The 12,035-nt window shown below is 69.2% G+C and carries 11 protein-coding genes; 2 read left to right on the top strand and 9 right to left on the bottom strand.

Annotation, left to right across the window (positions count from 1 at the left end; all coding sequences use genetic code 11):
• Positions 1-3 precede the first annotated feature (3 nt).
• From pstB to pstS, 4 genes are all read right to left on the bottom strand, one after another.
• Entirely contained in the window at positions 4-780 is a 777-nt protein-coding gene (gene pstB / locus ACFE7W_RS16390) for a phosphate ABC transporter ATP-binding protein PstB (protein ID WP_375425890.1), read from the bottom strand.
• Positions 781-784: 4 nt separating this feature from the next.
• Positions 785-1,693: a phosphate ABC transporter permease PstA gene (pstA, locus tag ACFE7W_RS16385; RefSeq protein WP_375425889.1), complete on the bottom strand. Its 909-nt coding sequence runs from the start codon at positions 1,691-1,693 to the stop codon at positions 785-787.
• 50 nt (positions 1,694-1,743) lie between these two features.
• The gene (gene pstC / locus ACFE7W_RS16380; protein WP_375425941.1) at positions 1,744-2,673 is read right to left on the bottom strand and encodes a phosphate ABC transporter permease subunit PstC; all 930 of its coding nucleotides are present in this window, start codon (positions 2,671-2,673) and stop codon (positions 1,744-1,746) included.
• A gap of 309 nt (positions 2,674-2,982) precedes the next feature.
• Positions 2,983-4,146 carry a phosphate ABC transporter substrate-binding protein PstS gene (gene pstS, locus ACFE7W_RS16375; protein ID WP_375425888.1) on the bottom strand — a complete coding sequence of 388 codons (1,164 nt, stop codon included), beginning with the start codon at positions 4,144-4,146 and terminating at the stop codon, positions 2,983-2,985.
• Between the two features lie 520 nt (positions 4,147-4,666).
• On the opposite strand from pstS, the gene ACFE7W_RS16370 reads away from it, so the two are divergent.
• Positions 4,667-5,059 carry a hypothetical protein gene (locus ACFE7W_RS16370; protein WP_375425887.1) on the top strand — a complete coding sequence of 131 codons (393 nt, stop codon included), beginning with the start codon at positions 4,667-4,669 and terminating at the stop codon, positions 5,057-5,059.
• Between the two features lie 738 nt (positions 5,060-5,797).
• Here the strand turns inward: ACFE7W_RS16370 and ACFE7W_RS16365 are convergent.
• The 5 genes from ACFE7W_RS16365 to mshD all read right to left on the bottom strand — a co-directional run bounded on the left by ACFE7W_RS16365 (position 5,798) and on the right by mshD (position 11,204).
• The gene (locus tag ACFE7W_RS16365; RefSeq protein WP_375425886.1) at positions 5,798-6,166 is read right to left on the bottom strand and encodes a hypothetical protein; all 369 of its coding nucleotides are present in this window, start codon (positions 6,164-6,166) and stop codon (positions 5,798-5,800) included.
• Positions 6,167-6,173: 7 nt separating this feature from the next.
• Complete coding sequence (locus ACFE7W_RS16360; RefSeq protein WP_375425885.1) at positions 6,174-6,599, bottom strand: hypothetical protein; 426 nt, start codon at positions 6,597-6,599, stop codon at positions 6,174-6,176.
• A 486-nt stretch (positions 6,600-7,085) separates the two neighbouring features.
• Complete coding sequence (locus tag ACFE7W_RS16355) at positions 7,086-8,000, bottom strand: NUDIX domain-containing protein (RefSeq protein ID WP_375425940.1); 915 nt, start codon at positions 7,998-8,000, stop codon at positions 7,086-7,088.
• An 84-nt stretch (positions 8,001-8,084) separates the two neighbouring features.
• Entirely contained in the window at positions 8,085-10,241 is a 2,157-nt protein-coding gene (locus tag ACFE7W_RS16350; RefSeq protein ID WP_375425884.1) for an RNA degradosome polyphosphate kinase, read from the bottom strand.
• 66 nt (positions 10,242-10,307) lie between these two features.
• Positions 10,308-11,204 carry a mycothiol synthase gene (gene mshD, locus ACFE7W_RS16345; protein ID WP_375425883.1) on the bottom strand — a complete coding sequence of 299 codons (897 nt, stop codon included), beginning with the start codon at positions 11,202-11,204 and terminating at the stop codon, positions 10,308-10,310.
• A gap of 138 nt (positions 11,205-11,342) precedes the next feature.
• Between mshD and ACFE7W_RS16340 the strand changes: the two genes are divergently transcribed.
• Complete coding sequence (locus ACFE7W_RS16340; RefSeq protein ID WP_375425882.1) at positions 11,343-11,954, top strand: hypothetical protein; 612 nt, start codon at positions 11,343-11,345, stop codon at positions 11,952-11,954.
• Positions 11,955-12,035: the final 81 nt, after the last annotated feature.

Below are 12,035 nucleotides of genomic sequence, written 5' to 3'. Positions count from 1 at the left end.
AGCTCAGCCGAAGCGGCCGGTGATGTAGTCCTCGGTCGCCTTCTCGGTCGGGTTGGAGAAGATCTTCTCGGTCGACCCGATCTCGATCAGCCGGCCGGGCTTGCCCTGGGCGGCCAGGTTGAAGAACGCGGTCTGGTCGCTGACCCGGGCCGCCTGCTGCATGTTGTGGGTCACGATGACCACGGTGTAGCGCTCCTTCAGCTCACCGATCAGGTCCTCGATCGCCAGCGTGGAGATCGGGTCGAGGGCCGAGCACGGCTCGTCCATCAAGATCACCTGCGGCTCGACCGCGATGGCGCGGGCGATGCACAGCCGCTGTTGCTGACCGCCGGACAGCCCGATGCCGGCGCGGCCCAGCCGGTCCTTGACCTCGTTCCAGAGGTTGGCCGCCACCAGCGAGCGCTCCACGGCCTCGCTGAGCACCACCTTGTTCTTGACCCCGTTGAGCCGCAGGCCCGAGGCGACGTTGTCGAAGATGGACATCGAGGGGAACGGGTTGGGTCGCTGGAAGACCATGCCGACCACCCGACGGACCGCCACCGGGTCGACGCCCGAGCCGTAGAGGTCGGTGCCGTCGAGGGTGATGCTGCCCTTGACGTGGGCGCCGGGGATGACCTCGTGCATGCGGTTCAGCGTGCGCAGGAAGGTCGACTTGCCGCAGCCGGACGGGCCGATGAAGGCGGTCACGGTCCGGGGCTCGACGGTCATCGACACCTCCTGGACGGCGTGGAAGCTGCCGTAGTAGATGTCGACGTCGCGGACGTCGATGCGCTTGGCCATGGGGTTACTTCTCCTTCAGTTTGCTGGCGCGGGCGATCACCCGGGCGAGCAGGTTGAGCAGCATGACGAGCAGGATGAGGGTGAGCGCGGCGGCCCACACGCGCTCGTAGCCGGGCAGGGTCGGCGCCTGGTCGCGGCCGGCGTTGATCATGGTGGGCAGGGCGCCCATGGTGCCGGTGAACGGGGAGAAGTTGATGCCCACCGCGTAGGACACCAGGATCAGCAACGGCGCCGTCTCACCCATCACGCGGGCCAGGCCGAGGACCACGCCGGTGGAGATGCCGCCGAACGCGGTCGGGATGACCACCCGGAGGATCGTCTTCCAGCGCGGTACGCCGAGCGCGTAGGACGCCTCGCGCAGGGAGTCCGGGACCAGCTTGAGCATCTCCTCCGTCGAGCGCAGCACCACGGGCAGCATCAGCAGCACGAGCGCGCAGGAGACGGCGATGACCGAGCGGCCGAGGCCGAAGACGGTGATGAACAGGGCGTAGATGAACAGGGCGGCGACGATCGAGGGGATCCCGCTCAGGATGTCGACGGTGAAGCTGACCACCCGGGCCACCTTGGTGCCGCGGGCGTACTCGATCAGGAAGACCGCCCCCAGGACGCCGAGCGGGACGGCGATCAGCGCGCAGATCAGCCCGATCTCGATCGTGCCGACGATCGCGTGGTACGCCCCACCGCCCTCGCGGCGGGGGGTGATGCCGCGCTGGCTCTGCAGCCACCACGACGAGGTGAGGACGAGTCGGTAGCCCTTGCTGATCACGGTGTAGAGCACCCAGACCAGCGGGATGACGGCCAGCACTGCGGCCAGCACGACGTAGACCCCGGCCAGGGAGTTGGTCAGCGTCCGGATGCCGCTGGGGCGGCGGAACGACAGCTGCTCGCCATCCTTGACTGCGCTGATGCTCATGCTGCTCCTTTGCCGGGGGAGACGACCCCCCCGATCCCCCCCCGAGGGGCTCATTTGGCGTTCCCCCGGTCGGCGACGACCCGGGCCAGTGCGTTCACCACGAAGGTGACCACGAACAGCACCAGGCCCGCCGCGATGAAAGCGCCCGTCTTGGACGGGGTGTCGAACTCGGACGCGTTGTTGGCGATCTTGCTGGCGAAGGTCTCTCCGCCGGCGAAGATCGACGGCGAGAAGGCGGCGCCGGGGGCCGGTGTGCTCAGGATGATCAGCACGGCGACGGTCTCGCCCAGCGCCCGGCCGAGGCCGAGCATCGACGCGCTGATCACGCCGGAGCGCCCGTAGGGCATCACGGCGGTGCGGATCATCTCCCAGCGGGTGGCGCCGAGCGCGTACGCGGCCTCGACGTGGTCCCGCGGGGTCTGGGCGAAGACGTCACGGGAGATGGCGGTGATGATCGGCAGGATCATGATCGCCAGCACGACCGAGGCGACGAAGACCGAGTTCTTCGGCTGGGCACCGGTCGCCGCGAAGAGCGGGATGAAACCGAGGTGGTCAGAGATCCACACCCCGGCGGGGTTCAGGAACGGGCCCAGGACGGTGAGGCCCCACAGCCCGAAGATGATCGAGGGAACCGCAGCCAGCAGGTCGACCACGAAGGAGAGCGGGCCCGAGAGCCGGCGCGGCGCGTACTGGGTGAGGAAGAGCGCCACCCCGACGGCCACCGGAACGGCCAGCAGCATCGCGATCACCGAGGAGAGCACGGTGGTCCAGAGCAGGCCGGCGATGCCGAAGCGCAGGTCGGTACCGGCCACCACCCAGTTGCGGGAGACGAGGAAGTTGTCCTTGTTCTGCAGCAGCGAGGGCAGGGCCAGCGCCAGCAGGAACACCCCCACGAAGATCACCAGGGCGACGATCACCGCACCGGAGCCGCCGGCCAGGACGCCGAACACGCGGTCGCCCGTCCGGCTGATCTTGGCCAGCTTGACCCCGGAACCCCGTTCGGGCACCGGGCCGCCGGTCCGACGCTCCGGCGAGGTGACCCGCACCTGCGGTACGGGCGAGGTGACCTCGGGCTCGTCGTGGATGACGACCGGCGAGACCGTGGGATCGCGGGCGGGATCGGGGGCCGGTCGGCGGCCGGGGTCCAGCGTGTCAGCCGTGCCGGTCTCGGTGGCGGACATCACCCTCCTGGGTGGTGGGGAGCGGGTGAGACTCACGACTCCTCCCCTCGAGCCGACCCGGGGGGCGGACGCGGGGGGAGGAGTGCGCGAGCTCCTAGTCTGCGGCGATCAGGAGATGGCGTCGACCGACGCCTTGACCTTGGTCAGCAGGTCGGCGGGCAGCGGCGCGTAACCGAGGTCCTCCAGACCCTTCTGGGTCGAGTCGGAGGCGAAGTAGCCCAGGAAGTCCTTGATGATCGCCGTCTTGTCGGCGGCCAGGCCCTTGCTGCAGACGACCTCGTAGGTGACCAGCAGTGCCGGGTAGGAGCCGGAGGCCTTACCGGTGTAGTCCAGGCCGAGGCTGAGGTCGCTGCCCGAGCCTTTGACCGTAGCCCCGGCGACGGCCTTGCCGACGGACTCGCCACTGAGCTCGACCGCACCCTTGCCGCTGTCGAGGGCGGCCATCTTCAGGTTGTTGTCCTTGGCGTAGCTCCACTCGACGTAGGAGATGGAGTTCTTGGTGCCGGTGACACCCTCGGCGACGCCCGAGGACTTGTTCTTGCCCTCGCCGGTGCCGGTCCAGGCCTTGGCCGGCTCGTCCTTCCAGGCGCCGTTGCCGGCGGCCTGCAGGAACTTCGTCGTGTTCTCGGTGGTGCCGGACTCATCGGAGCGGAAGAACACCGTGATCGGGTCGCTCGGCAGGGTCACGCCGTCGTTCAGCTTGGCGATCTTCGGGTCGTTCCAGGTCTTGATGGTGCCGTTGAAGATCTCGGCGAGCACCTCGGCGTTCAGCGTGAGCTTGTCGACGCCGTCGACGTTGTAGACGAAGGCGATCGGGCCGACGACCATCGGTAGGTTCCACGCCGGGTTGCCCTGGCAGCGGTCCTTCGCCTTGTCGGCCTCGACGACGCCGTCCACGGCCTCGGTTTTCAGCGCGGAGTCCGAGCCGGCGAAGTCGACCAGCCCGTTGTAGAAGGACTTGATGCCCGCGCCGGAGCCGGTCGGGTTGTACTCGATCTTGGCCTTGTCGCCGCACTCGGAGTTGTAGTTGGCGATCACCTCGCTGATCGCGTTGGCCTGGGCGCTCGAGCCCTCGACGGAGAGCGAGCCGGAGGGGCAGGCGAGGCCGGAGGAACTGCCGCCGGAGCTGGAGCCGGCGGGTGCGGCGCTCGTGGTGGTGCCGGGGTCGGAGCCGCAAGCGGCGAAGCTGAGCGTGCCGAGGGCGAGCACGGCCGCAAGCTTGACGACCCGCGAGGTCAGGTGCGGCTTCGCGGAAGCCTGGTGCAGGGTCATGCGTGTCCTAACAGACAGGAGGGGATGCGTCCCCTGGAGGTTCCCGCCGATACCACATCGACGGGTGCGCGGCAGGGTCACCCCCTCCCGATGGCCGAAACGTAGCGGCGTCAGTTGTCCGGACGGCCCGCCGCAGGTGAACGGCGGGTGAACGCTCGATCTGCTTCGGCTCAGGCTGGAACGCACCCGATCCCCCGGGATCTGGATTCTCCTCCAACGTGTCGCTTCTTCACTAGCTCGTCGGCGAGCCATCGGTTTGCTCGTCATCAAGCTCTTGCAAGCGGCTTGGTCACCGATCTGCCAGGCCTTATGACCGCCCTACGTCAGCCCGCCAGCTCGCCAAAAAGCCCCCTTCACCGGGGGAGGCCGACCCGGGCCCCCGGACACGAACGGGTGTGTTGAGCTTGCCGCGATGTTGCGTTCTTGTGAAGGGCTTCGTACTCCACGCGGTTGAGGTAGCCGAGGGACGGAGTGGCGCCTATCGACCTCGCGGAAGGGGTCGGTGCAGCACACTAGCGACGTGCAGCGATCAACCGACGTAGAGCGCGGCAGGCTCGGCGACGAGAGGCCGCCGCGGCGGAAACGCACCTCGGCTCGAGGACCGATCGTCGTCCTCCGTCTGACAGTCGCCGCCGCACTGGCTATGGCCTTCGTCCTCTACTTCGTCGTCAATGGCGAAGGCGACGCTCCGGATACTTTCTCCTTGACGAGTTGGGCCCTGATGATTGTGCCGCCGTCAGCGCTAGCCGCCGTTCTCCTGCTGGGGTTCTGGTTACGGGACGACCACGCATCGGTAAGGCGCGCATTACTGAGCCGAGTTAGCGCCGTCGTTGCCACTGCCGCTCTCAGCCTCACGGTGCTCTTCTCTCTTCTGGTGTTCTTCGGAGAACTGATGGATTACGCTATCGGATAGGCGGCTGCACCATATTGCAGATATCAAACCTCAGTCTGGCCTTGGTCCCGGGGTTTGAGGTAGCGCCGCCTCAAAGCCTGCACCCGCAGTCGAGCTGCAGCCGCTCGCGGGTGAGGAAGCGACCAGGAACAGGTAGTCGAGCCCACGCTGACGAGATGGTCCGGGTGTGGTTCTCGCCGCTGATGCTTGTCCGATGACGCTGTCACGCCAGCGGGTTCGCTCGATGTCGTAGTGGCCACGGATGATCCGATCGACGGTCTGCGCGGTCGTTCGGACCCACCCGCTCCGAACTCCGCGGCTCGCATCTGCCGGTCGATGACGATGCTCCTGAGGTCAGCCCAGTCCTTGTGGACCTCGACCTCGATATCTCCGAGAAAGCCGCGGGAGTGGGCGATGAGGAAAGAGCCATCGATGGCCTCGCTTCGGTCCACGTCGATGTTCGCGGGTCGAGCTGCGTCCAGCACGCGCTCCAGTTCCTCAAGCATGGCCGGCTCGGAAGGATTGGACGCTCCCATGACGACGTAGCTGAACCAACGGGAGCCAGACATGCTGATGGACGCTAGCTCCCGGCATCCTCCTCCGTGCGAGATTTCGCGAGAGTTGTGGACCACTGGTCGTGCCCCGCCGCAGGGTCGGCCACTGGATTGCGTCCCGCACGACTGTCGTCCACTCAGGTGCCCGGGATGGCCATCCACTGATCCTTGAGGCCCTTGGTGGGCCTGCGTGTCGTATTCCGGCTCAGGCCGAGGCGGCGGGCCGCTCGAGCCGACCCGCCAGCTCGACTGCCTCTTGCCACTTGGAGATGTAGCAGTGCTGTGAGCCAGCCACGCGGAAAGCTATGCGGCCAGACCGTCCGTTCCGGGCCGGTGTCCAGCGAGGGTCGCTGATGTCGGTGAGCGGATACCTGCCGAGTATTCGGTCTCTGCGGAGAGCGAAGAAGCTCTGCTGGATGCGGTACACGGCATCGTCGGTAAGCACGAGGGCCTGGATGCCGTTGAATCCGTACCAGGGGACGGTGCTCACCTGAGCCACTAAGCCTGCGACCGACTGGCCGATGATGCCGCCGAGTCGGTTCAGCTCAGTGGCCGTGTACTGGCGTCGCTTCACTTTCTCATCATGCAGGAGAGAGATCTTGTGCAGGTTCAACTGCGCGTCCCGCAGGAATGGTCTTGACCAGATAGGCGTCGATCTCGTCGAACAGCGCGAACACGTCCTCGATGTCTGTGTCGGAAGCAGCGTGGAACGAGAACAGAGGACTGTCGCGGACGTTCGTCAGACCCAAGGGCAACGCCCCGACTTCCGGCGTATGAAGGCAGACCGTTGCGCCATGCCCCTTCTCGGAACCTCCGTGCGAGTAGGGGTTGCGCCATCGCTCGACCATCTCGACCAGTCGTTCCCGCGGGCGCACCGCCTCTTGGTCCGAGTGACCCAAGACCCGCCGCCACTTCTCGCCTGGGCGGTCACCGATGATCTTGGTCAGCTGGCCAGACCCTGGGTCGAAGTCAAGGGAGGGCAGCGACAGAACGAGGTCGTGCTCCAAGGCTCCAACGCCTGCGCCGTGCACAGCACCGTCACCAGGAGTCCGCTGCGCCACCGACCGCGCGGGCCGGTCGGGAGCCGACCCTCCTGCAGGCTGTCTGCCACCCGCGACATCGTGCCCGGCACCGCCCGAAAGCGATCAGCGGGGCCCGGATCTGACCTCTCGCAGACCCTTCGGCTACTGCCGGCGTCCCGCACGGAGGTCGGCCATCGGTCGCGCTCCGTCCCAGGGTCGGCCGCTGACGCGTCGCACGCGGTGCTCGAGTCGTCGAGGATGTCGATGGTGGGACCTGGGTCATGGCTGGTGACGGTGATGCATGCATGCTGCTGAGGGCACCATCACGCTGAACGGTCCGTAGATGCCGTCCACCCGCCAGAGCCTGTCTCGTGCGCAGAGCCAGACGCGCTTGCCGTACCGAGCGTTCTCGGGGTGGGGTACCAGCGGCGCGCGAGTGGCCACGTGCTGGTGTGTCCTCAACTCCGACGGTCAGGCCTGGGGGCGGTGCCGCTCGAGGGCGTGCACCTCGCCGTCACCGGTCAGGTGGGCCACCAGGAACTCCCCGGTGACCAGGGGCGTCGGCGCCATCTCCAGTGCCTCCAGCACGTGCGGCAGCACGGGCCGGTGGACGCAGACCACCGTCGGGACCTGGTCGGCGACGGTCTGCTTGCGGATCCGGCCCAGCAGCCGGGCGACCCCCGACGCGTCGTGGCTGCCCTCCTCCTCGCTCAGCTGCCCGTGCGTCTCGACCCGCAGCTCCTGGCTGTGCGCGTACGGCATCACCGTGCTGACGCAGCGGGCCGAGCTGGAGGAGACCAGCCGCCGTACCCCGTACGCGCCGAGCATGGGGATCAGCAGCCGGGCCTGACGGCGGCCGCGGGAGTTGATGGGACGGGCCGCGTCCTTGCGCGACCAGTCCTTGCGGTCCATCGCCTTGGCGTGTCGCAGGATGACCAGCGGCGTGGTCACCGGCTGGTCCATCAGCTGACGGACCAGGAACTTGTCGTGGTCGAAGTCCAGCCGGCTCAGGGCGGCCCGCAGCGGCAGCCAGGAGACCACGTCCACCTCGGCGTCGGGAGCGCGCCGGGTGGCGGAGACCACCGAGGCCGCCCAGTAGTCGACCCGTTTCAGCCCGGCCCGGCCCGCTTCGTAGACGACCTGGTCCAGGGGTGTGCCCAGCCGGATCGTCACCCCGGTCTCCTCCAGCACCTCGCGCACCGCGCAGGCCGGCAGCGACTCACCGGCCTCGAGCTTGCCCTTGGGCAGGCTCCAGTCGTCGTACTGCTTGCGGTGCACCAGCACGACCTCCGTGCCTCGGGTCGGGTGCTCGCGCGTGACCACCGCCCCTCCGGCGAGGATCGGCCGCAGCTTCGTCGGCACCGGCCGGACCAGCTCCTTCAGCATGCCGGGCACGCGTCCCCCGCCCCGAGGACCCTCACGCCCGGCGCCTTCTGCCCACGTGGCGTACCCCTGTTCCGCCCGCGCCGCTCACTTCGCCCGACGCCTGCTCTTGACGCTGATCAGGTGCTCCTGCATGTCGACCAGCGGCTGGTGGTCCTGGCCTTCGGTGAACTGGGTCCAGCTGCCGTCGGGCTGCAGCTTCCACGAGGCGGTGTCCTTGCGGAAGGCGAAGTCGAACAGCTCGCCGATCTCGGCCACGTGTGCCGGGTTGGTGATGGAGGCGAGCACTTCCACCCGCCGGTCGAGGTTGCGGTGCATCAGGTCCGCCGAGCCGATGCCGACGCTGGGGTTGCCGCCGTTGGCGAACCAGAACAGCCGGCTGTGCTCGAGGAAGCGGCCGAGGATGCTGCGCACCCGAATGTTCTCGCTCAGCCCGGGCACCCCGGGACGGATGGTGCAGATGCCGCGCACCCACAGGTCCACCGGCACGCCGGCCTGGGAGGCCCGGTACAGCGCGTCCGAGATCGCCTCGTCGACCAGGGAGTTCACCTTGATCTTGATCCCGGCCGGCCGGCCGGCGCGGTGGTGCTCCACCTCGGTCTCGATCCGGCCGAGCAGGCCGGTCCGGATGCCGTGCGGGGCCACCAGCATCCGCTTGTACGAGGTCTCCTGGCTCATCCCCGACAGGTGGTTGAAGAGCCGGCCGACGTCCTCGGTGATGATCGGGTTGGCCGTCAGCAGCCCCATGTCCTCATAGGTCCGGGCCGTCTTCGGGTTGTAGTTGCCGGTGCCGATGTGGACGTAGCGGCGCAGCCCCTCGGGCTCGTCGCGGACCACCATCGACAGTTTGCAGTGCGTCTTCAGCCCGACCAGCCCGTAGACCACGTGGCAGCCGTGCCGCTCCAGTCGCCGGGCCCAGGCGATGTTGGCCTGCTCGTCGAAGCGGGCCTTGATCTCGACCAGGGCCAGCACCTGCTTGCCCGCCTCGGCCGCCTCGATCAGCGCGTCCACGATGGGGGAGTCACCGGAGGTGCGGTAGAGGGTCTGCTTGATGGCCAGCACCTGCGGGTCGTCGGCCGCCTGCTCGATGAAGCGCTGCACGCTGGTGGCGAAGGAGTCGTACGGGTGGTGCAGCAGCACGTCACGCTGCTTGAGGGCGGCGAACATGTCCGCCGGCTTGGCCGTCTCGACCTCGGACAGGTGCGGGTGGGTCGAGGGCAGGAAGGTGGGGTACTTGAGCTCGGCCCGGTCGATGTCGGTGAGCGCGAAGAGCCCGCGCAGGTCCAGCGGCCCCGGGACCCGGAACACCTCCTTCTCGGCGATGTCCAGCTCGCCGACCAGCAGCTCGAGCATCTTCGGGTCGATGTCGTCCTCGACCTCCAGCCGGACGGGAGGGCGGCCGACCTTGCGCCGCAGCAGCTCCTTCTCCAGGGCGAGCAGGAGGTTCTCGGCGTCGTCCTCCTCGACCTCGACGTCCTCGTTGCGGGTCACCCGGAACGTGTGGTGCTGGACGACCTGCATGCCCGAGAACAGCTGGTCGAGGTTCTGGGCGATCACGTCCTCGAGCGCGACGAAGCGGCCCTCGGACAGCGGCAGGAAGCGGGACAGGACGCTCGGCACCTTGACCCGCGCGAACTGCCGGACGCCGGTCTCGGGGTTCTTGACCAGGACGGCGAGGTTGATGCTCAGCCCGGAGATGTAGGGGAACGGGTGCGACGGGTCGACGGCCAGCGGGGTGAGGACGGGGAAGATCCGCTCCGCGAAGAGCTCGTCCATCCGGGTCCGCTCCTCGGTGGTCAGCTGCTCCCAGCGCAGGATCTCGATCCCGGCCGCCGCCATCTCGGGCCGGACCACCTCGGTGAAGACGCGGGCCTGCTCGGCGACCAGCTCGCGGGTGCGGCTGAGGATCGCCGAGTGCACGTCGCGCGGCATCATCCCGCTGACCGTGGGGACGGCGACGCCCGCCGCGATCCGGCGCTTGAGCCCCGCGACCCGCACCATGTAGAACTCGTCCAGGTTGCTGGCGAAGATGGCGAGGAACTTGGCCCGCTCGAGCACCGGAACCCGCCCGTCGTCCTTGGCCAGGTCGAGCACCCGGTTGTTGAAGGCCAGCCACGACAGCTCGCGGTCCAGGAAGCGCTCCGAGGACAGCTCGGCGTTTTCCAGAGCATCGGGCTCGGGAGGCGGCGCGAACCCGTTCGCCGTCCCCCTGGGTGCGGGGGCGGCCACGTCGACTGCTTCCATCCGAGCTCCTGATCTCATCGTGAGGCGTCCGCGGCCGGCTCGCTCAGAGCCGGCGCGGCGGCGTGCTCACGGTCGGGCATACATCACATCACGGCTGGCCGTCGTGAAGCCACGGCCCTGGTAGAGCGCGACGGCGCGCTCGTGGTCGCCCTCGACGTAGAGCTCGACCTCGCTGAGCCCGGTGTCGCGCAGGTGCTGCAGACCGAGGTCCAACAGCGCCCCACCGAGACCGCGGCCGCCGGCCTCGGGGTCGACACCCAGCACGTAGACCTCGCCGAGCGTGGCCGAGTGCCGCTTGGTCCAGTGGCTGCCGACCAGCCGGCCGCCACGCTCGGCGAGCAGGAACCCCGCCGGGTCGAACCAGGGCTCGGCCATCCGTTCCCGCAGGTCCTCGAGGGTGACCCCGCCCTGCTCGGGGTGGGAGGCGAAGGCCCTCGCGTTGACCTCCAGCCAGGCCTGCTCGTCCCGGCCGCGGACGAAGGCCCGGACCGTGACGCCGTCGGGCAGCTCCGGGGTCCGCAGCTCGGTGAGCAGGGACCGGGTCATCACCAGCAACTCCCGCGCCGGCACCAGTCCCTCGGTGGCGGCCAGCGCACGGGCGGCTTCGGCGTCGCCGACGGCCCAGACCTGCACCGGGGTGGGAGCCAGCTCGACCAGCCGGTGCAGCAGCGCCCGTCCGACCTGGTGACGACGCTGCGCCGGGTCGACGACGAGCTGTCCTGTGCTGGTCGGCCCGGTGGCGTCGAGCTGGGCGTAGCCGCGGAGCGTCCCGGGCATCCCGGCGGGGGGCAGGGCCAGCAGGTGCTGCACGTCCTCGGCGGGATGGTCCAGGTGCAGCAGCCCGGACTCGTTGACCGCCACGGCGCCGTCGGTCGCCGTCGACCGCTCCAGCAGCTTGCGCACCGCCTCGACCTGCGCCGGGTCGAGCCGCGGAACCGACAGGATGCGCACGGGGGTGGCCATCTGCTGACACTAGAGGGTGAGGCTCCCTCCGGGTGGTGCCGAGGCGTCCGCGGGGCCGGGGTGTCACGTCCCGCCGCCCTAGACTGGCTGGGCGGTCGAGGGACGGCGTGGGGGAGCCGCGTCGCGGGAGGGACGGACATGCGCGACGAGGAGTACCCGGCCGAGCAGATCGGCGAGTACGGCGTGGGCGGGCAGCCGGCCGTCGCCGCCCGGATGACCCCGCACCTGCGGCTCACCGTCGCGGGGATCGTCGTCGGTGCGCTCGCAGTGGTGGCTGCGGCCGCCGGCGTCGCCACCTTCCCGCGCTTCACGACCGCGGCGACGGGCGTCGTCTGGACCGCCCTGGCCCTGGTCTGCGCCTTCGTGATGACCGGGATCTGCGTCGTCCAGCTGCTGGCCTGGCGGCAGGCGATGGCCTGGTGGCGCGGTCAGCACGGCGTCCCGTCGGCAACGCTGGGCCGGCTCTCCTGGTGGCTGCACGTCGGCTCCTACGCGGTCGCCGTCGTGGCCCTCTACGCCGGCATCTCCGGGAGCGCCTCGGCCGGCTGGTCGGCCATCGCGGCGTCGGCGTTGACCGTCTCCCTGCTGCTGGTGCTCCTCGCCCAGGTGCTGGGGGCGGTGCAATACGTCCGCCCCGACGGTCCTCCCGGGACCGTGCCGACCCACGTGCGCCGGATGCTCGCGCGGGAACGTGCGCGGCAGGCGGCCGCGGCCGCCATCGTCGAGCGTGACGGCCCGGGTCCGCGCTGACCCTTCGACAGGCTCAGGGAGCGAGGTTTGGCCGGTTCGGGGAACGGCGTGGCCACCTGTTGTTCACCGGGCGGTCACCGG

It is taken from the genome of uncultured Friedmanniella sp., assembly GCF_964244285.1.
Lineage (GTDB): Bacteria > Actinomycetota > Actinomycetes > Propionibacteriales > Propionibacteriaceae > Microlunatus.
This window is presented reverse-complemented; position numbering and strand designations above follow the sequence as displayed.

Bases quoted from the DNA above. Each gene is read 5' to 3' on its own strand.
- ACFE7W_RS16340 (WP_375425882.1), top strand. From the start codon at position 11,343: ATGCGCGACGAGGAGTACCCGGCCGAGCAGATCGGCGAGTACGGCGTG.
- pstB (WP_375425890.1), bottom strand. From the start codon at position 780: ATGGCCAAGCGCATCGACGTCCGCGACGTCGACATCTACTACGGCAGC.
- ACFE7W_RS16350 (WP_375425884.1), bottom strand. From the start codon at position 10,241: ATGGAAGCAGTCGACGTGGCCGCCCCCGCACCCAGGGGGACGGCGAAC.
- ACFE7W_RS16355 (WP_375425940.1), bottom strand. From the start codon at position 8,000: ATGCTGAAGGAGCTGGTCCGGCCGGTGCCGACGAAGCTGCGGCCGATC.
- pstA (WP_375425889.1), bottom strand. From the start codon at position 1,693: ATGAGCATCAGCGCAGTCAAGGATGGCGAGCAGCTGTCGTTCCGCCGC.
- pstS (WP_375425888.1), bottom strand. From the start codon at position 4,146: ATGACCCTGCACCAGGCTTCCGCGAAGCCGCACCTGACCTCGCGGGTC.
- mshD (WP_375425883.1), bottom strand. From the start codon at position 11,204: ATGGCCACCCCCGTGCGCATCCTGTCGGTTCCGCGGCTCGACCCGGCG.